The sequence below is a fragment of the Brevibacillus sp. FIR094 genome (assembly GCF_050477165.1).
Lineage (GTDB): Bacteria > Bacillota > Bacilli > Brevibacillales > Brevibacillaceae > Brevibacillus.
On the sequence record NZ_JBEAES010000002.1, the window covers coordinates 199,195 to 219,279 of the forward strand.

At 47.7% G+C, this 20,085-nt stretch carries 19 protein-coding genes and 1 pseudogene; 2 read left to right on the top strand and 18 right to left on the bottom strand.

The window, feature by feature from the left end:
• Window positions 1-149: 149 nt before the first annotated feature.
• The 7 genes and pseudogenes from ACQ5DJ_RS02220 to ACQ5DJ_RS02250 all read right to left on the bottom strand — a co-directional run bounded on the left by ACQ5DJ_RS02220 (window position 150) and on the right by ACQ5DJ_RS02250 (window position 10,872).
• Window positions 150-2,311 (bottom strand): annotated as a pseudogene (locus ACQ5DJ_RS02220) (copper amine oxidase N-terminal domain-containing protein).
• Between the two features lie 241 nt (window positions 2,312-2,552).
• Window positions 2,553-3,890 (bottom strand): dihydrolipoamide acetyltransferase family protein, encoded by a 1,338-nt coding sequence (locus ACQ5DJ_RS02225; protein WP_429840992.1) that lies wholly within the window; start codon window positions 3,888-3,890, stop codon window positions 2,553-2,555.
• A gap of 20 nt (window positions 3,891-3,910) precedes the next feature.
• Window positions 3,911-4,894: an alpha-ketoacid dehydrogenase subunit beta gene (locus ACQ5DJ_RS02230; protein WP_429840993.1), complete on the bottom strand. Its 984-nt coding sequence runs from the start codon at window positions 4,892-4,894 to the stop codon at window positions 3,911-3,913.
• Between the two features lie 13 nt (window positions 4,895-4,907).
• Window positions 4,908-5,900, bottom strand: coding sequence for a thiamine pyrophosphate-dependent dehydrogenase E1 component subunit alpha (locus ACQ5DJ_RS02235; protein ID WP_429840994.1), 993 nt, complete (start codon window positions 5,898-5,900; stop codon window positions 4,908-4,910).
• Window positions 5,901-5,918: 18 nt separating this feature from the next.
• On the bottom strand, window positions 5,919-7,340 hold the full coding sequence (gene lpdA / locus ACQ5DJ_RS02240) for a dihydrolipoyl dehydrogenase (protein ID WP_429840995.1): 1,422 nt from the start codon (window positions 7,338-7,340) through the stop codon (window positions 5,919-5,921).
• Window positions 7,341-7,477: 137 nt separating this feature from the next.
• A complete protein-coding gene (locus ACQ5DJ_RS02245) occupies window positions 7,478-8,569 on the bottom strand; it encodes a Glu/Leu/Phe/Val dehydrogenase dimerization domain-containing protein (RefSeq protein WP_429840996.1) in 1,092 nt (363 codons plus the stop codon).
• A gap of 233 nt (window positions 8,570-8,802) precedes the next feature.
• Window positions 8,803-10,872 carry a sigma 54-interacting transcriptional regulator gene (locus tag ACQ5DJ_RS02250; protein WP_429840997.1) on the bottom strand — a complete coding sequence of 690 codons (2,070 nt, stop codon included), beginning with the start codon at window positions 10,870-10,872 and terminating at the stop codon, window positions 8,803-8,805.
• Between the two features lie 216 nt (window positions 10,873-11,088).
• On the opposite strand from ACQ5DJ_RS02250, the gene ACQ5DJ_RS02255 reads away from it, so the two are divergent.
• On the top strand, window positions 11,089-11,349 hold the full coding sequence (locus ACQ5DJ_RS02255; RefSeq protein WP_409178564.1) for a DUF2627 domain-containing protein: 261 nt from the start codon (window positions 11,089-11,091) through the stop codon (window positions 11,347-11,349).
• Here ACQ5DJ_RS02255 and ACQ5DJ_RS02260 read toward each other — a convergent pair.
• From ACQ5DJ_RS02260 to ACQ5DJ_RS02295, 8 genes are all read right to left on the bottom strand, one after another.
• A complete protein-coding gene (locus tag ACQ5DJ_RS02260) occupies window positions 11,346-12,269 on the bottom strand; it encodes a UDP-N-acetylmuramyl pentapeptide phosphotransferase (protein WP_429840998.1) in 924 nt (307 codons plus the stop codon). The genes ACQ5DJ_RS02255 and ACQ5DJ_RS02260 overlap by 4 nt on opposite strands.
• Window positions 12,251-12,943, bottom strand: a complete 693-nt coding sequence (locus ACQ5DJ_RS02265) for a glycosyltransferase family 2 protein (protein ID WP_429840999.1) — start codon at window positions 12,941-12,943, stop codon at window positions 12,251-12,253. Before ACQ5DJ_RS02265 ends, ACQ5DJ_RS02260 begins: the two co-directional genes overlap by 19 nt.
• Window positions 12,930-13,484, bottom strand: coding sequence for a copper transporter (locus tag ACQ5DJ_RS02270; RefSeq protein ID WP_429841000.1), 555 nt, complete (start codon window positions 13,482-13,484; stop codon window positions 12,930-12,932). The genes ACQ5DJ_RS02265 and ACQ5DJ_RS02270 overlap by 14 nt, the downstream gene beginning before the upstream one ends.
• A 25-nt stretch (window positions 13,485-13,509) precedes the next feature.
• Complete coding sequence (gene steA, locus ACQ5DJ_RS02275; RefSeq protein WP_429841001.1) at window positions 13,510-14,676, bottom strand: putative cytokinetic ring protein SteA; 1,167 nt, start codon at window positions 14,674-14,676, stop codon at window positions 13,510-13,512.
• Between the two features lie 109 nt (window positions 14,677-14,785).
• Window positions 14,786-14,962 (bottom strand): DUF2759 family protein, encoded by a 177-nt coding sequence (locus ACQ5DJ_RS02280; RefSeq protein WP_144616167.1) that lies wholly within the window; start codon window positions 14,960-14,962, stop codon window positions 14,786-14,788.
• Between the two features lie 116 nt (window positions 14,963-15,078).
• The gene (locus tag ACQ5DJ_RS02285; RefSeq protein WP_429841002.1) at window positions 15,079-15,819 is read right to left on the bottom strand and encodes a class I SAM-dependent methyltransferase; all 741 of its coding nucleotides are present in this window, start codon (window positions 15,817-15,819) and stop codon (window positions 15,079-15,081) included.
• Between the two features lie 60 nt (window positions 15,820-15,879).
• Window positions 15,880-16,254, bottom strand: coding sequence for a VOC family protein (locus ACQ5DJ_RS02290; protein ID WP_429841003.1), 375 nt, complete (start codon window positions 16,252-16,254; stop codon window positions 15,880-15,882).
• Window positions 16,238-17,047, bottom strand: a complete 810-nt coding sequence (locus ACQ5DJ_RS02295) for a class I SAM-dependent methyltransferase (protein ID WP_429841004.1) — start codon at window positions 17,045-17,047, stop codon at window positions 16,238-16,240. The genes ACQ5DJ_RS02290 and ACQ5DJ_RS02295 overlap by 17 nt, the downstream gene beginning before the upstream one ends.
• A 100-nt stretch (window positions 17,048-17,147) precedes the next feature.
• On the opposite strand from ACQ5DJ_RS02295, the gene ACQ5DJ_RS02300 reads away from it, so the two are divergent.
• Window positions 17,148-18,014 (top strand): LysR family transcriptional regulator, encoded by an 867-nt coding sequence (locus ACQ5DJ_RS02300; protein WP_429841005.1) that lies wholly within the window; start codon window positions 17,148-17,150, stop codon window positions 18,012-18,014.
• A 7-nt stretch (window positions 18,015-18,021) separates the two neighbouring features.
• On the opposite strand, the gene ACQ5DJ_RS02305 is transcribed toward ACQ5DJ_RS02300, so the two are convergent.
• From ACQ5DJ_RS02305 to ACQ5DJ_RS02315, 3 genes are all read right to left on the bottom strand, one after another.
• A complete protein-coding gene (locus ACQ5DJ_RS02305; protein WP_429841006.1) occupies window positions 18,022-18,879 on the bottom strand; it encodes a metallophosphoesterase in 858 nt (285 codons plus the stop codon).
• Window positions 18,872-19,450, bottom strand: a complete 579-nt coding sequence (locus tag ACQ5DJ_RS02310; protein WP_173620346.1) for a beta-class carbonic anhydrase — start codon at window positions 19,448-19,450, stop codon at window positions 18,872-18,874. Before ACQ5DJ_RS02310 ends, ACQ5DJ_RS02305 begins: the two co-directional genes overlap by 8 nt.
• 112 nt (window positions 19,451-19,562) lie before the next feature.
• The gene (locus tag ACQ5DJ_RS02315; protein WP_429841007.1) at window positions 19,563-20,033 is read right to left on the bottom strand and encodes a hypothetical protein; all 471 of its coding nucleotides are present in this window, start codon (window positions 20,031-20,033) and stop codon (window positions 19,563-19,565) included.
• Window positions 20,034-20,085 lie beyond the last annotated feature (52 nt).

Here is a 20,085-nt window from a genome sequence, read left to right on the forward strand (position 1 = left end):
CTTTTTGCAAAATCCTAATCGGCATTCTAATACTCTCACTCATCGTTCCCACGTTTTTTTACTTTCAATAAATGAGTGATGATAAACGATGAAAAACCCCTTTCCGACCGAAAAGCGGAAAGGGGTTTTTCGTTTGTCCCAGCTCGTTTTTATTTGTAAACGTAAACGCTGGAAGTTTTCGCATCCCAGCCGACTTTGTAACCAAGATTATCCGTAACGGTACGGATTGGGATCATTGGCATGCCGTTTTTGAGGACAACAGGTGTTGGCAATTGGATATCCGTTTTGCCTACTTTTGCTGTTTTCGACCCAACTGTAAATTTCACGACTTTGGTTCCACTGATAACAGCAACACTTGAATTGTTCCATTGCGTAGTCAGCGCCAGTGCTTCTTTAAAGAATTGAGCTGGAACCATGGTCGTATTTCCATCAATGTAAGGAGCTACAGAGAGAGGATACGTTTTGCCATGCAGCGAGAAGTTTGCTGTATTTACTTTAAAGGCTGCAGAGTTCGCTGGAATAGTTGAAGGTTGTTGCGGTTGTTGTGGTGTTGGCGTTACAGGCTTTGGTTGAGCCGGGGAAGGCATACCTACACCAACAGCACGTGCAAACAGCAAACCTCTTTCTTCAGAAGTAAATACGCTGATGCTATATGTGTTTTTCACAGCAGGATTTACGATGTTCGCTGCTGGATTGACCACGATATTAGCGTTAGTTGCCGCAGGAATATCCTGAGACGGATAAATCAGAACGTTTTGTCCACGAACCGCAACGAAATTCGCACCTACACCATTCACAGAGATGTTAGCTGGCGCGATATAAGCAGGTACCTTGTAGCCTACAGGGAATACGATCTCGATGAAATCGCGCTGCTTTTGCAGACCAACACCCAATCCTTTGATTGCCACGTTCACACCCGTCTGCTTGCCAAGTGCATTTTGCGTCAATGCGATTGTTGCCGTGCTGTTATTGGTAGATGTATTTGGAACAGGTACTGGAGTTGTCGGGTTAGTTGGGTTGGTCGGGTTGGTTGGCGTCGGGTTCACGGAAGAGCCACCGATGCTGAAGGATTTGGATTCCAGGGTTCTTCCGGAAACAGTAGCCTTCAACGTGTAACTGCCAGCCGATTTAGGATTCGAAACCCACGCTCCGTAAGTAACTTCAACCTTCACTTTGCTAGTCGCTTTGAAACCGGTTGGTGCAACCAAAGCAATTCTGTTCCCCATTGCAGTTGCTTTCCTCGCTGATTTCCCATTGAGCAAGAAGTCTGATGCTGTCACAATGCCCGGTACCATATCAGAGGACGGGAACTCAAGAATCAATTCTCCATCTTCTTTCAACTCTTTGCTGCCGAAGTCAGCATCAAACGTGTAGCTAGAGCGAGCTCCTGCAGCTGGATCAGACAGATTAACCGTAAAGCTGTCGGAAGCACTGCTTGAGCTGGAGCCGTTTTTCGTAATTTCGAATTGATCTGACTCATATGTGGTACCATCGTATTTCACTTTAATAACATATTTGTCGCCGGAACTAGGATTCTCAATGCCAGCAGATTTGTCAAATTCCAGCGTAATGTAATCATCTGAATCTGCTCCACTCGGAATCTTGATATCTACCGAGCTACCGCTAATACTTACGGATTTCGCTTTCGTACCGTTTACTTTTACATCGTCTTCATCAATACTCGAAGGCAACATGCCTTTCTCCGGGAAAGTGACAGTAATGGTGGAGTTCGTCTCCAGCTCATCGCTACCTTTCAGAGAAATTTTGCCGAGTTTGAGGCTTACTTTTTCACCCGCTGCTTTGCTGCTCAACGTTACACTGTAATCATTTTTAGACTTGCTATTGCTGCTAGAGCTGGAGCTGCTTTTTTTGATCTCAACTTCGTCCGTGTCAGAGCTCTCATTTTCGGTTTCTACACTTACATCATATGTACCCTTATCATCAGGGTTGGTGATCCCTTTTTTAATGGTAAAAGAGATTTTATCTCCTTCATCAAAATCCTCATCTACCGTGATGATTATTTCATTGTCATCCACTTCAACTTTTTGACATCGATACCAGAAATATCTTTCTTGCTGATACTACTATCCACATCGAAATCACTGTCGAACTCAACCGTGATGGTATCTCCGCTCGACAGATCTTCTTCTAGCGTAAATTTAATATCATAGTCACTTTCTTTACCGGCACCATCGTTGTCAGCTGATACATCCAACTTTTCAACAGCATATGCTTGCGGTACTGCAACAAAAGGTGTAGCGGCCAGCGCTGATGCCAGCACTATAGGTAGTGCTTTTTTACTTTTCTTCATGTTTTTCCTCCCATATTTACCGTTAATCTGGAAAATCTCTCTAGCAGGTCGCTACCAGTCTACCACAAATGCTATCTGGTGGGAATCTCTTCTAGATCATTTATGAGACTTACTGGCTCCAATTGGTAAGACGAAGATGTCTCGGAAAAAGTTACATACGTAATGATCGATTTTGGAAATTTTTTTTGTCAATCTTTTATCAAAAAAACCAGGTCTTCACTTGACCTGGTTTTTCAACACCCTAATACAGCTTGGTATCCGGTCCTACATTTTCAAGCTTTTGCTTCACACTCTGTAGGAATCGTCCACAAATCAGACCATCCAGCACACGATGATCCAAGGACATGCACAAATTGACCATCGAACGCACTGCGATCATGTCGTTAATGACGACAGGGCGTTTCACAATGGACTCGACACTCAAAATCGCAGCTTGTGGAGCATTGATAATCGGCTGGGACAAAACAGAGCCAAAGGAGCCTGTGTTGTTAACCGTAAAGGTTCCGCCTGTCATGTCATCCATCGTCAATTTCCCTGCACGAGTACGTGCTGCCAGATCATCGACTGCCTTAGCAATGCCAAGAATTGATTTTTGGTCAGCATGCTTGATGACAGGAACATAGAGAGCATCTTCCGTGGCTACTGCGATGGAGATGTTGATGTCCTTTTTCACGATGATTTTGTCATGTGCCCATGTAGAATTGATCATCGGGTACTCTTTCAACGCTTCTACAACCGCTTTGATAAAGAACGGAAGGAATGTGAGGTTGAGCCCTTCTTTTTTCGCAAATTCACCTTTTGCCTGATTGCGGAAGTTAACGAGATTGGTCACGTCTACTTCAACCATCGTCCAAGCATGTGGTGCTTCGTGCTTGCTCTGTACCATCCGGTTTGCAATCGTACGACGAATCGACGTTACGGATACAACTTGATCACCGCTTGCAACCGGAATATCTACGGAAACAGCAGGAGTCGAAGCTGGTGCTGACGGCGTAGGTGTTGAAACGACAGTAGATTGTTCGACTACTGCCACGGGAGCCTGCGCGACCGTCTCTTTCACTGTCTCAGCTGGCTTTTGGCCGCCCGCGTCGATAATCGCTTGGACATCTTTACGGGTAATACGACCGCCTGCTCCAGTCCCTACAACGCGGGACAAATCAATGCCATGTTGCTGTGAGAGCATGACGACAGCAGGTGAATAACGCTGTTTTGGTCCATCAATGACTGGTGCTTGCTGAATCGATACAGCCGGCGTAGCTGCCTTTGGCTGCTCGGTTGCAGGCGCTTGTGGAGAGGTTGTTTCCGGCGTGCTAGCAGGAGCTGCAGTTCCACCTTCCGCTCCACTTTCTTCTATATACAGGATCAATGTGCCGACAGCAACTGTCTCACCTTCTGGCACGACGATCTCAGTAACGCGTCCTGAAACGGTAGAAGGAACCTCTGCGTTTACTTTATCCGTCGTCACTTCAGCCAGCGAGTCGTATTTCTTTACCGTGTCGCCTACATTGACCAACCATTTGCTGATGGTGCCCTCGGTCACGCTCTCTCCGAGCTGGGGCATAAGTACTTTCGTTGCCATGATCCTTGGTCCTCCTCGCCTTAAAAGTTGGCCAACTCGCGCATTGCTTCCAATACTTTTTCCGGGTTCAGCATAAAGTATTTTTCCATCGGCGGGCTGTATGGCATAGCCGGTACATCTGGTCCACAAAGACGTCTAATCGGTGCATCCAAATCGAACAGGCAATGCTCCGCAACAATGGCAGCTACCTCACCGCCAACGCCACCTTCTTTGTTGTCCTCGTGTACGATCAATACTTTGCCTGTCTTCGAAGCCGCTTCCACAATCGCTTCTTTGTCCAACGGATACAATGTACGCAAATCGAGAACATGCGCGCTGATGCCTTCTTGTGCGAGCTTTTCCGCAGCTTGCAGGCAGAAGTGTAGAGTCAAGCCGTAGGAAATGACCGTGATATCTGTCCCCTCTCGCTTCACATCCGCTTTGCCAATCGGCAGCACATAGTCATCCTCAGGCACTTCGCCCTTGATCAATCGATAGCAGCGCTTGTGCTCGAAAAAGAGCACCGGATCTTCATCGCGAATGGCTGCTTTCAGAAGACCTTTTGCATCATAAGGAGTCGAAGGTGCCACTACTTTCAAACCAGGGGTGTTCGTGAACATCGCTTCCACAGACTGCGAGTGGTACAGTGCACCGTGAACCCCGCCACCGAATGGGGCACGAATCGTAATTGGGCAATGCCAGTCGTTGTTCGAACGATAGCGCATTTTCGCCGCCTCACTGACAATTTGGTTCACAGCTGGCATGATGAAGTCCGCAAACTGGATTTCCGCGATTGGACGCATACCATAAGCTGCCGCACCAATCCCTACACCGACAATAGCGGATTCAGCCAGTGGCGTATCAATCACGCGCTCCTCGCCAAACTCATCAATCAACCCGTTTGTCGCACGGAAAACCCCACCGCGTACGCCAACGTCTTCTCCGAGGATAAACACATTGGAATCGCGACGCATTTCTTCACGCATCGCCATTGTAATTGCATCAATAAAAGAAATGACTGCCATAAAAGATCCCCCCTTATTCCCCGTATACGTATGTCATTGTCGATTCTGGTGTTGGATATGGCGCGCTTTCTGCATATTCAGTGGCTTCATCCACTTCCAGCTGTACGCGGGCAAGCATATCTGCTTCCTTATGTTCGTCCAAGAGTCCGATCTCTCTCAAATATGCAGCGAAAACAATCAACGGGTCCTTTTTCTTCGCTTCTTCTACTTCTTCTCTCGTACGATACACACGATCGTCATCGTCACTGGAGTGCGGAACAAGGCGATACATAACGGCTTCAATCAGCGTTGGCCCTTGACCACTGCGAGCACGTTCAACCGCTTCTTTCATAACACGATATACTTCAATCGGATCGTTTCCGTCCACACTGATTCCAGGGAAGCCGTAACCGATCGCACGGTCTGCTACACTTTCACAAGCCAACTGCTTATTCAGTGGTACAGAGATCGCGTATTTGTTGTTTTCGCAGAAAAAGATAACCGGGAGCTTGTGGACACCCGCAAAGTTCGCACCTTCGTGGAAGTCCCCCTGGTTGCTGGAGCCTTCTCCGAACGATGCATACACAACAAAATCTTTTTGCTTCATTCTACCTGCCAAAGCCATACCAACAGCGTGTGGGACTTGAGTAGTCACAGGGCTTGAGCCCGTCAAAATATTGTACTTCTTACCACCGAAGTGACCTGGCATCTGTCTTCCACCGCTATTCGGATCTTCTGCTTTCGCAAAAGCGGACAGCATGCAATCACGGGCTGTTTGCCCAAAGACCAGAACCAAACCAAGATCGCGATAGTAAGGGCACAAGAAGTCTCTGTCTTTTTCCATCGCAAAAGCTGCTCCCACCTGAGCTGCTTCCTGACCCTGGCAGGAAATCACGAACGGTACTTTGCCCGCACGATTCAACAGCCATTGGCGCTCGTCAATTTTTCTGGCCAATAGCATGTAATAATACATGTCAAGGACTTGCGCATCGGTCAATCCCACTTGCTCATGTCGCTTGGTTGTCATCGTTACATACCCTCCTTGCTAATTGTGTATCGCTTTTCCGTCGACAGCCTGCGCTGCCTCCATGATTGCTTCGGATAAGGATGGATGCGGGTGAATCGTCTGTCCGATCTCCCACGGAGTCGCATCCAGTACACGAGCCAAGCCCGCTTCGGAAATCATATCTGTCACATGTGTACCGATCATGTGAACCCCTAACAAATCATTGGTCTTGGCATCAACGACCAACTTCACAAAGCCGTCATTCTCACCGTGGATCAGTGCTTTGCCCAGCGGCTTAAAGCTGAACTTGCCGATTTTCACATCGTAGCCTTGTTCTTTTGCTTCTTTTTCAGTGAGTCCGACATTTGCGACTTCAGGTCTGCTATACGTACATTTCGGAACCTTGGTGTAATCCATCGGGTGCGGGTTTTGTCCAGCCATATGCTCTACCGCGAGTATTCCTTCATGCGAAGCAACATGCGCCAATTGCAGACCGCCAATCACGTCACCAATCGCATAAATATGAGGCTCTGCGGTCTGGAAAAATTCATTAACCACAACTACGCCACGCTCGACTTTGATTTCTGTCGCTTCCAAACCGATGTTTTCTACATTCGCTTGGCGTCCTACTGATACGAGTACCTTTTCGGCTTCAAGGGTTTGGACTCCATCCTTGACTTCCGCCTGAATAGAGACTTTGCCTTCCCCTTTTTCCAACGATTCAGGCAGCACCTTTGCTCCCGTCACGATGTTGACTTTCCGCTTTTTCAACAGACGAGCCAATTCCTTGCTCACTTCTTCATCCTCAAACGGCAAAATACGGTCGGCGTACTCCACAACCGTTACTTCCACACCGAAATCATTGAGCATGGAAGCCCACTCAATTCCAATGACACCGCCACCAACGATGACAACAGAGGCAGGCAATTGCTCCCACTGCAACGCTTCATCGCTTGTTACCACATATGAGCCGTCGATGACCAAACCAGGAAGTGTGCGTGGTCGAGAACCTGTTGCCAGCAAAAGGAATCGTGGAACGATCATTTCTTGGTCCCCGTTCTCCTTTTCAATGCGCACAGCACCGGCCTGCGGAGAAAAAATGGAAGGTCCCATCACTCTTCCAAAGCCTTCAAAGACAGTAATGCTGCCTTTTTTCATCAGGTACTGAATCCCTTTGTGAAGTTGGTCGATAATGCCTTGCTTTCGCTCTTGTATTTTTGTGAAGTCATAGCCTACAGTACCTGCCGAGACTCCGTATTTGTCAGCTTCCTTCAGGGTGGAGAATACTTCTGCACTGCGCAATAACGCTTTGGACGGGATGCAACCACGGTGCAAGCAAGTACCACCGAGCTTTTCTTTTTCCACGATTGCTACCTTCATTCCCAATTGGGAAGCGCGGATTGCCGCTACATAACCGCCGGTACCTCCCCCGAGGACGACTAAATCAAACTCTTGAGACACCACGATCTCTCCTTTCATTCGGAAAGCTAACCTGCTTATTTACGAGAATATGAATATTCAAAGAAAACGGTTTATGTATCCCTGACCGCCCCCTTAGAAGAGCGGTCAGGAGTATGAACTTTATAGAAGAAACGAGATTAGCGCTTGTAAACAGTCTTGCCGTTTTGCAGGAAAGTATTACGTGATCTTGCAACACTTGCAATGCGCTCTTCCGCCATGCGGTCAGCAGCTTGGTAGGAAGCCATGCCATCACGCTCAGCGATTTCGTAAATTTTCAGGATGCTGTCATAGATTGTTTCTACTTTTTTCAGTGCACGCTCGCGGTTGTAGCCTTGCAGCTCATCTGCCACATTGATTACACCACCAGCATTGATCACGTAGTCTGGGGCGTAGATGAGACCCATTTCGTGAATTTGGTCGCCGTGTCTCTCTTCTTTCAGCTGGTTGTTAGCTGCACCTGCAATCACTTTTGCTTTGAAAAGTGGAATGGTGTCATCGTTGATGATTGCACCCAATGCGCATGGAGAGAAGATATCGCACTCTACACCAAAGATCTCGTTTACGCCTACTGCTTTGGCACCGAAATCGTTCACTGCGCGATCTACGTTTTCTTGATTGATGTCCGTTACGATCAAATGCGCGCCTTCTTCATGCAGGTGGCGGCACAGATTGTACGCTACGTTACCTACACCTTGTACGGCAATCACACGTCCGGAGAGAGAGTCAGAACCGAAAGCCAACTTAGCCGCAGCTTTCATTCCACGGTAAACACCATAAGCTGTTACTGGGGATGGGTTGCCACTGGAACCGAATGCTGGAGAAACACCTGTGACGAAATCTGTTTCCAAGTGGATCATATCCATGTCTGCTACCGTTGTTCCTACATCCTCAGCTGTGATGTAACGGCCATTCAGCCCTTGAATATAGCGACCGAAAGCACGGAACAGCTCTTCGCTCTTATGCTCGCGTGGATCACCGATGATGACTGCTTTACCACCACCGATGTTCAGTCCTGCTGCTGCATTTTTGTAAGTCATCCCACGACCGAGACGCAGTACGTCCACAATCGCCTCTTCTTCTGTTTTATACGGCCACATGCGTGTACCGCCGAGTGCTGGTCCTAATGTCGTATCATGAATGCAAATAATTGCTTTCAAACCGGAATTTTCGTCTTGGCAAAATACCAATTGCTCGTAATCGTACTTTTGCATGTAGTCAAAGATGTTCACTGAAGAAACCTCCCTAGTATCTTTCGTTTTCCGCTTAGGTAAGCTAGCGTAACAGTGGGCTCCATTTGGAGAATTTCCCGTCAAGAGGTATATGCAAAAGTCATGCCAATAAAACCAAACTCATGAAAGCGCTTTATTTACAAGAACGCGGAATGAGTATCCCGACGTCAAGTCTGCATTTTTTTGCATATACGCGCAAAGATTTGCGTGCAATATTTTGCACGGTTACTTCATTACTCTTCCTGCACATCCATGATTCCCAATTTTTCCATCTTGTAGTACAAACTGCGAATCGCGATTCCGAGGCGTTTGGCTGCAAGGGTGCGATTGCCTTTGGCTGCTGTCAGTTCCCGCAATATGTGCTGACGTTCTGCCTTCTCCACAGCTTCTTTTAACGTGGTTCCCGTGGAACCCTCATGCTGGGCCTCTTCCTTTTTGGTCGAAACAATCCTTCTTTCCAGTGGGGGTAAATGCTCCGGCAAAATGATTCGCTCGTTGATCCGCATATGAATCATCGCCCTGCCCAGTACATTCTCTAGCTCACGTACATTGCCTGGCCAGTGGTAGGACAGAAGCATCTGCATTGTTTCTTCATGCAGCTCTTCTACATTTCTTCCGTACTCCAGATTGGCTTTTCGTAGCAGATGCATAGCAATCGGCTTAATATCTTCCAAGCGCTGTCTAAGTGGAGGGATATGTATCGGCACGACGTGGAGACGATAATACAGGTCTTCACGGAAACGTCCCGCTCCAATCGCAGCCTCCAGATTCACATGGGTAGCCGCAATGACGCGAACATCGATGTTGATCGGCTTCGTTCCACCGACTCGTACAACCTCTCGCTCCTGCAGGACGCGCAAAAGCATGACCTGCATGCTCATGGACAGCTCGCCGATCTCGTCCAAAAAGATCGTTCCACCGCTCGCTTCCTCAAACAGCCCCCGCTTTCCTCCTCGACGCGCACCTGTAAACGCACCTTCCTCATAACCGAAAAGCTCGCTTTCCAGCAGGCTCTCTGAGATCGCTGCACAATTGACCCGAATGAATTGGTTGTACTTTCGTTCACTTTCATTATGTATGGCGTGGGCAAATAGTTCTTTCCCCGTTCCCGATTCCCCACGAAGAAGGACTGTTGCTGGGGTTGACGCCGCTTTTTTGGCTTGCTCAATTGCTTGCTGCATAGGCTCACTATAGCCGATGATGTCTGCAAAGCTATATTTTGCCTCCAAATTACGGATGATACGACGAGCTCTCTCCAGCTCTTCTGTCAGGCGCTTGAATTCAGAGACATCGTGAATAACGCCAACACTGCCTTTCAACTCCCCATCGACCACAACCGGTGCAACATTGACCACGACGTCCTTGCGTTTTGGTCCCAATTTCATGGGGACGCCTCTCACTGCCTTCTTCGTTTTGAGGACTTGCATGTGCATGCTATCGCCTTCGGAAATGTCTACCGTCGCTGGTTTCCCGATGATGTCCTCTTGCGAAAAGCCCGTAAGCCTTGTGTAGGCCTTGTTGATCAAAAGTCCATTCCCGTATTGGTCAACGACTGATATCGCTTCGTCCGATGATTGAATAATCGCTTGTAGCATGCTCTGCAAATCTTTCAAGTTCGTCACTTCTTCTGCCAACGTCATGATTTCTGTAATATCACGGAATATGGCAACAGCTCCGACAACTTCTCCTCGATCATTGCGAACGGGCACGCGGTTTGTAATAATCCGCGTCTGATTCGGCAAGACTTGCTCCTGATTTAATTCGGGAGAGCCTGTCTTTAATACAATATGTAACCGAGTATTCGGTATACGCTCCGAAACTTTTGTATCCAGCACTTCGCTCGCCTCGATGCCCATCAATCGCTCTGCAGCTTTGTTGAACAACGTAATAATTCCTTGGCGATTGACCCCGATAATCGCGTCATGTGTGGAGTTCAGCATCGTTTCGCGCTCTCGCTGATTTTGCATCAAGACTGCAATCAGTTTATCGCGTTCCCGAATCAATTTCATGACGATTCTCGTAAACGTTCCTGGGATGAGCACCGTCTTACCTTTCTTTAATTGCCTGAGATGCTCATACTCCCCCAGGTCCCCTGTAGCTTCTAAAATGACATCCAGATCCTCATCCAAATAAGGCCGATAATCTTGATCGACCGGAATCCCCAATGATTGGGCCAGCAGTATACCTGGAGCGTCCGGCCTTTGATCGACGACAGCAACGACTTGTAATCGGTCCATCTGGTTTAGCATCCGCAGGAGTGCTGTTCCACCACGTCCCGCACCAACGATGAGCAGCTTGTGCATGCGAGAGACCCCTCACTTTTTGAACAACCTCTTTACGATCTTACTCGTTACCATTGTACTCCAACAAACCGTTGATGGACAGGCGTTCTTCCCTAACGTGCGCTCGTTCATGTGCAATAGGTACGGTGGACAAGGCTGTTCGCATCCGATATGATGAAAAGACCGTATTGTAGTTGTTGTAGTCGTTTACGCAATCGAGAAAGGGGTGAAAAACCCTTGGTTTTTCAGAAAATCATTGCACTCTTAATTATGGTAATCCCGGCGGCAATTGCCATGTACGGCATCAAGTTAATCCGTGACGCATTCTTCTTTTCTGCCTCTCCAGATGTTGGATTTTTATGGGGAAAACTCATTCTAGGTATACTGGCTTTCGCCATCCCTGTATGGTTTATTGCCGGATTTATTCTCCATCACGAACGCAAAAAAAATCGCGTACAGCCCCGTTTCATGGTTCCTGAACCTGATGACGAGGACTAGACCAAACCGGACGAGCCAGTCTGGTTTTTTTTATTTTCAGCTTCTGCAACTCTCCCCCATTGATCGAGTAGACGGAGCCAACCAACCTGTTCAATGACACGGGAAAACGAGCAAAATTCTGCCGCAACCTGAAGACACAAGAACAGCACGAGCATACTCGCCTGTACATAAATCGGTGTCCCGATGACAAAGGAAAAGCCTGCTGCAAACCCCAAGGCATTCGACCCTGTATCTCCTAGCATGATTTTGCCTCCAGCGTCATGAGGAAACATAAGTATGCTCGCCATGAAAATAGGCATCAAAAAAATCCAGCTTGCCACCGCCGCACTGGCTCCTATTGTCCAAATGCCAATGGTCCCTACCAGCAATGTCAGGCCCCAATACACTTTGATCGCACGTGCAGGCCGCAAATCAAACAAGTTAATGATGTTGGGGGAGAGAGCAAGTAAACCAAAGGAAACAATACCTGCCCACAACGAGTTCGAAAGAAAGAAGGAAAGACAAAAAGCCGTGCTTGTCCCGCCTATCAGCTTCCACATACCACTGGTCATTCGCCTCTCTCTCCATAACACACCGAAATGTCCACGAAAGCCTTTTGCATCCCGATCTGATGCGCAATCGTCACGCCATCCCCAAAAGGCCATTGTGATCATGCCTGCCAGAAATAAAAAGCCGTGCAGGAGAATCTCACTTTTGGTCCCTCTGAGCAAAAGGATTCCGATCAGCACGATCCCGGTTATAGCACTCGAACATACGAGGATAAGCCCCCCTGCTGTTAGTACTAGCTCTCTATCGTAATTGAATCTTTTCATCTCCAGGGCTTTGAGCTTTTGTATACCGATTTTATGAAGCTGGCGGTCAAGCACCAGCGGAAAAACAACCGCGACAAGCATCAAGAGCATCATGATTTTCGTTTCCACTCCTGCCCCTCCCACCATTTCCAGCATAGCGTTCGGCTAATTGCGACAAACTCTTTCCCACGATGGCAAAAGCCTGACCAATCGTTTTTCGTTTCACGGTGCGAAAAAAAGACAGGGACCTCTGCTACACGATACCCTGCCCGCAAAGCATCGACAGTGAGCCCCACCTCTATGCCAAATCCTTTATCCTGGCTCCCCAATCGGTCAAGAAGCTCGCGACGTATTGCCCGTTGTCCCGATAAAGGGGCTCTTGCTTCAAAGCCTGTCAACATCCGAATGCCATGATGGGCCAAGCCTTTTGCTAATCCGAGCCCTGCTTTCACTGTCGGAGGTGGAAGAACAGCTACCGCCATATCACACACATCTTGTAGCACCGGCGTAACTAAATGTGCGGCTTCCGCTGCGCTGTCCCGCAAATCACCGTCGAGAAGCATGACCACATCCCCACTGGCGCTCTTCCAGCCCAGTTGAACAGCTGCCCCTTTCCCTTGATTACGCGGCGCTCGAATCACCGTATCCGCCCACTTGCTTGCGATGTGTGCCGTCTCATCTATACTGCCATCATCAACAACGATCAGTTCATCACAAATAAAACGTTCACGGATGGCCCGGAGTGTATCACCGATGGAAGCCTGTTCGTTGAACGCCGGGATGACGACGCTAACTTTTTTCACGCGAGCCCTTCCTCTCAGCCAATCTATTTTGCACTTGCTCCAAAAGTGCCCATTGTTTTGCAGGAGAGTCAGGCACTTCTACGACCTGAATCCAGGAATTCACCTGTCTTTCCCGTAGCCAAGGCGGTGCTTGCCTAGCTACCACTAAAAGCACCCCATCTTCCCAATTGTTTCCCTCTCGATACGAAACCACTTCCATGCCTACCGAATGCATCAGTTGTTGAATCTGTTCAGCAACGCTGCCATCCTCCTGCCAAACATACACCTTGCGTCCTCCAAGTTCATCCACATAGCGTATGCTCATGAGCTGGACGACTTCTTGGTTGCTGCGCGCAACTTCCTTGAGCAATCGATTCATTTGCTGCCTTAATTCATGGTTGCTTTTGAGGGCGCGATCGTACTTTACTTCCATATTGGAAAGAATGCCTTTTGTGCCTTGTGTTATCCATGAATGGCCTGCCGTCCCTCCTAACAAGATACCTACCCCAAGGGCAACAAATATGGCAGCCAGAGAAATCAAATGATAGCGGAAGGGTATCATGTATACCTCCATGAAAGTGCGTTGTTCATAATGTCCAAGTCCGCCACTGGGTCCAAATCATCTGGACAGCATGACGGGTGATCGGATTAATGACGAGCGCGGCTGAAATAGGGAGAAGCATAGCGACTATACACCAACCCCACAGCTTCCATGATTCGCTCGGCCGATAGAGATGACTGACTCCTTTGGCATCAATTAGCTTTGTCCCGATCTTCGTGCGGACTAATAACGTGCTCGCCATACCTTTGCGGCCTTTTTCCAGAAAATCAATCATATTTGTATGGGCACCGATCGTGACGATCAGTTCAGCCTCTTTTTCGTACGCTAACAGCATCGCCACATCTTCGCTCGTACCAGGTGCCGGCAATACATGATAAGGCAAACCGAGTGCTTTTACACGAGTCGTTCCAGGTGCTGTCCCATCCACAAAAGCATGTACGACGATCTCCGCTCCGCTTTGGAGCGCTCTGTCTGAGACGCTGTCCATATCTCCCACAATCAGAGCTGGACGATACCCTGCTTCCATGAGGGCATCTGCACCGCCATCGACACCAATCAAAACAGGTCGATATTCCCGAATATAGGAAGACAGCGTCAGTAAATCCTCTCTGTAGTGTTTCCCACGAACGACGACAACGACATGTCGCTGTTCCATTTTTGTATGTAATCGCACATGGCAAAGTGGTTTTAAAAATAGGTCTTTTTCCTTGCTAGCGTACAAAAGTGTATTGTCAATAAACGATGAGAGCGTGTCATCCAACTTATCGTGCGCTTCATGCCATCGGTTCAAAATAGCTGGAACCGTCACCTGTTGCAGCCTACATACACGGACCCACTTCTCTTCCAATAGGATGTACAGATTTTCTTCACGTATCGTTGCATACTTGCCCTCGATCCATTCCACGAACGAATCCGACACATCTACATCTAGTGCCTCATAGAGTGTGACTCCGTTAGTTAAAAGTTGGCGAGCTCCTTCAGCTGGGTATTGCCCCGTCATGAATGACGAAAGGTTGAGAACGACTTTTACCCCTTTTTCTAGCAAGGACTGTGCTGCTATCTCATCAACGTCCGGATGATCAATGATGGCAATATGATGGGAATGGAGACGTTTGCACAACTGCTTTGTCTTCAGATCAGCTGCTACGACAGCCGTGTATGAATGTGCTGCAGAACCTTTTCGTTTGCCCACGTTTCCACCTCCGCCCTTAGTATGCTAAATATTTCCTTTCTACATGCAAAAAAAAGAAGCCGTGCATCAAATGCACAACCTCTTTTAAGCGAAGCGTTTTCAGTTTCATCTACGCACCCTTGACCAGGTAGTAAATGATCAAACCATCTGCGAACAGGAAAACCATCAAAGATACAAAGCCAAATAAGATTGCAAATGTGTTTTTCGCTTTGATGGAACTCAAACAGCCCCAAGCAATAAAGAATGTGAAGATAAACATCAGGATGTCAAATAAAACGATTTTCATAAACGACAACTCCTTCACCATGATGACGCAAACCGGAATACAATGGCAATTCCATTATATAGCTTCACGTATTATGAGACAAGCATATCCAAATTTGTGAACAAAAAGTTTCACAATTATTCCCCTTTTATTGTGCCACATGTTACGCTACCTATCCATATACTCCAGCAATCTTGCTCATTCCATTTTTCTTGCCCGGCTACGTGATCATGGATGGTGTGAATGAGGTCCTCTAGTTCCGAATCGGTTAATTCATGCAGAATGGAGCGGCCTTTTCTTGAAAGCAAGTCAGCTTCCAATTCAGACCAGCTATTATATTCACGTCTTGTCTCCCATAGCGTCTTCTTGTTCACCTGTTCAAGTCCCGCGAGCTTCATGGTGTTCTGTACCGCTATATCATCCGGTCTTCGTGTCTGTTCGATCGTTAGTAAGCGCGGGTACCGGGTAAAGAAGTAACCGCGAAAATGAGTCGGCGATGCTGGCATTTTGACATCGTCCATCGTCCGGTCTTGGATTAAGCATACTCCCCCTGGTGCCAATAGCCTGTTAACTTCTTTAAAAAACTTTTGCAAGTCTTGCTCGGGGAAATGATGGATCAAGGCGCGAGCGAATACAATATCCGCACACTGACTCGGCAAGCCTGTTGCGCGGGCATCCCCCTGTGCAAATGAAATCTTCGGATCGTCAGCGCATTGCTCTCTCGCCGCTTCTACCATCACCTGGGAAAAATCAATGCCTGTGACAGAAGCAGCGCCCAGCCCAGGCCTTGCTGTAAATTCCACCGCCACAACCGATATCCACGACGTTTTTTCCCTCGGGATTGACGAGTGACAGGATCGTCTGACTCCACGAATCATCAGCAGTTCTCCCCGTATAGCTCGACTGGTTCTTCACCGCGTGAAAATCAATTGTCATTCCTATTTCGCCTCCATGAACTCCAGTCGGTTTCCAAATGGGTCCTCTGTGAAAAAGCGGATAAGGTGAGGAATTTCTTCGTCAATCCGATACGATACCCCATTTGCTTGCAGATGCTCCATCAGCGAATCAATGTTTTGCACAAGGAACGCCGGATGTGCTTTTTTCGCGGGAATGAATCCTTCCTCTACGCCTATGTGAATCATTTGAGCGCCACATTGAAACCATACACCACCTCGGACAAGTAACTTCTCTGGCTTTGGAACCTCCGGCATTCCCAAAAGCTCACCAAAAAACTTGCGGGCTACGTCCTCCGTTCCTGCTGGTGCTGCTAATTGTACATGATCGAGTCCAATCCATTCATGCTTTTTTGTCATCGTCTTCTTGCCCTCCTCTTTTTTTGCACAGAACCATCCACTCGTCAATCTGATGGGTCATTACTCTGCCTTCCTTTGTGGTAAGTCCTAGATATTCCTTTTGTTCGTCTGTAGCGTTCAGCAGCAGTTTTTCAACGGCCGCCTCCTGCTCAGATGATTCGGAAGTGCGCTGAACCCATGGTAAAAATTCAAATCTTTTTTTGCGTTCCTGCTGCTTTTGTGGAGTCAAGCCGTTCGCTTCAAACAAAGTGCGCCATTCACTTACGGAAAGACAGCGAACATGACTAGGATCGCGTGTTTTCTCTACTTCATTTATGAATGCCGAAAGCGACGACTCATCAGGCGAAACGTTGTCGATAAAGAGAAACAACCCGCCAGGCGAAAGCACGCGCCTCACCTCACGAACAAAAGCAGTCGGATCCAGAAAATGATGAGCCGCGATTCGGCATGTGACGATCTCGAATGATTCATCGAGAAACGGAAGAGATTCTGCATCAGCCTGAACATACATCACATTATGGACAAGTGCTATATCATTGGCCGCAGCCGCCGCCATGAGCATCGGGTGAGTCAAATCCGTGGCGACGACCAAGCGCACATATGGAGCCAATGTCCTCGCTACGTGCCCGCCCCCTGTGGCGATATCCAGTGCCCGCCACTTCGCTGCTGGCTGCATCCACTCTACCATCAGTTCCAGATCGCTGCCTTTTGCATGCGTCTTACTTTGCACGTATTGCTCTGCATTTTTTCCAAATTGCGCTTGAACAGCTTGTTTGATCTCCTCATTCTTCATCAGGAACACCTCCTGCCTCTATCATATTCCAATGTTTGTTATCTTTGTTATAGAATACAGATAACTAGTTATCGAGAATTTGAATAGGGGGCAACTCACAATGGATCGAGAAAGTCTTGAGGTATTTTTGACGATTGCTCGGCATGGATCGATTAATCGCGCTGCACAGGCGTTATTTTTGGCGCAATCAACACTTACGCACCGATTGAAGCAGCTAGAGCGCCAGGTTGGGAGTGCGCTTTTTGTTCGTACTGCTTCAGGAGTGAGTCTTACAGGCGAAGGACGTCGATTGCTACCAGTAGCTACAAATATCGTGGAGCAAATGCGCTCCTTTATCCAAGAGAAAGAACAGCGCCAATCGATGAACATCGTCGCAGGAAAAGCTTTTGTCGCCTATGAGCTGCCAAGACTAATTGGGGAGTACCGCATTGCTCATCCGGGCTTCACCTGCTACGTACGCTCTACGTTGTATGAGGAGTCCCTCAGTGCTCTGCTAACCGGAACGGCCGATATTGCCTTTCTCGGGAGTGAAATGTATCACCCGCACATCCATCAAGAATTCCTTCCCAGCGATCGGCTCCTACTCGTCATGGCGCCCAACCATCCTTGGGCAAGCGGGTTTCCAGGTTTTCAGGCATGGGGAACCGAGGAAATGATTGTGTTCGGGAATCACACCGCTCCTTATCGCCAACGGATTGACCGCTATCTGGCGCAGCAGGGAGTTTTTCCGAATATTATTATGGAATTGGACAGCTTCAATGCTGTTAAAAAAATGGTCGAACGTCAGCTAGGGATCACGATCCTTCCGGAAAGAACCATACAACAAGAGCTAGCAACCGGAAGATTGGTTGCCTACGATATCGCAAACGGCGAATTAGTACGCCCTACACTCATCGCCTACCTGCATCCAAAAAAAGAGGACGATGCTTTCCAGCAATTCGTCCAATGGATTAAGGAACATTATTAACAAAAGTTTATTGTAGTGTTAGTACCGTAAGCTCTGGGCGGCAAAATAAACGAACAGGTAAGATCGTCGTACCCAACCCTCTGTTAGTGTACACAGCCATGTCACCTACCTGATACAGTCCTTGTACATATTTACGCCCGTATTGCGGCGCCAAGAGATGACCAATGAAGGGTAAGCGCACTTGTCCGCCATGGCTGTGGCCGGACAGTTGGAGATGCACAGGATGCTCTGACGCAATATCAGCAAAATCAGGCTCATGCACCAACAAGATCACGCTGCCCTCCGGCGGGATATTTTCTAACGCCCGCGGAAGATCAGGTACGCCATAGAAAACATCATCGACCCCTGCCATGTATAACTGCTGGTCATCTTTTTGCACAACAACATGCCGATTATCCAACACTTCGAATCCAGACGCGACTAAGCCATCTCGAACTTTTTGTTGTTCACCAGCTCGATAATCGTGGTTGCCCAAAACGGCGAATTTGCCTAATGGGGCTAGGAGCTGATTGAAAAGGGGAACGGCGGCGAATAGAGGTCGCGTCACTTCATCTACGATATCCCCTGTGAAGCAAATCAAATCCGGTTTTTCGCTCTGAATCAAGGCAATAACCGACTCCAACTCTTTCGGTTCAAAATAATGACCGAGATGGACATCACTGAATTGAATGAGCTTTGTCCCCTTAAAGCTTTCTGGCAATCCCGGAATCGTGATGGACAATCGCACGACATCAAGTGTTTTTCGTTCCCAAACATGTCCGTACACGCCAGCCGCTATACCGAGACCAATTAATCCCCCTACCCATTTCGTGACTTTGTGGAGAAATGTCTTTCTTGAAATGGGAGCAAGGTTAGGATCACTCACTGTCTTTCATTCGCTCATACCCATTCACGACAACGTCCAATCTTCCCGTCACCGGGTCAATGAGTAAGCCATGCACCTCCACATTCGGTGGGAGGAGTGGGTGATTTTTAATCGTTTCTACGCTATTTTTCACACTTTCTTCTACACGATCGAATCCGTGCAGCCATTTATGTAAGTTAATCCCTGCATGTTGAAGCGTGGAAAACGTTTGAGCCGAGACTCCTCGCTCCAGCATCTTCTCCATCGTGCGTTTGCTGTCTATCGCACTCATTCCGCAGTCATAATGCCCGACGACCATCACTTCTTCGGCATTCAATTCGTAGATCGCAATAAGAATACTACGCATGATACTCCCAAAAGGATGGGACACGATTGCCCCGGCGCTTTTTACGTGCTTAATATCCCCATTGCGCATGTTCATGGCTTTCGGCAGCAGTTCAACCAAACGGGTATCCATACAAGATAGCACGACCAATCGTTTATCAGGAAACTTGGTGGTTTGGTACTTTTCATATTCTTGATTCGCCACAAATTCATGGTTAAATGCGAGAATTTCATCCAAATTGCGCACTTTCACAGCACCTACCTCTCTTAGTAGTATGTATTTGTATCGTATGCTTTTCTATTTTACATAGGAGGATCAAAATCTCGCAAGTGACTATGGCAGTTTCTTATCAAGTGGTTCATTTTGTCAGGATGTAATGTTGCTCATCTAAACGAAACTTTATTGGTGAGAAGAGGTTCTCAATCGTCGAGTAAATTGGTTCTCTTCTTGTGAATTTCTCACCTATCCATAGACCATACAGTTCAACCTGCGTCTTGTCGTGATCAAGTAGCTCCTCGCACCAAGCACGTAGATGCATCATTCTGCCCATTCTTTTTTGATAGTCCTCTACGTGTTCTTGATAGTAACGAGGCCTCTCCTCTTCTGGGTACATCCCGAGTTTTACTTTATCAGGATGCTTGGAAATGCTAAATCTGCAAGCGCAACCCTCTTCGGTTGTCACCCACCATGCCTGTTTTTTCGGAAAATGCTTGAAAAAATGAGGGCATTTTTCCCGAGACAGTTTGCCTGTCAAAACATAAGGGGAAAGTAGCGGCTTAGGTTCAAATCCCGGTGTTTCTTTTATCATGACGAATAATTCCAGACACATCGGTTCAGTTCCTCCGGAAAGAGTTCTTTTTTTATTGAAATTTAGACTAGCC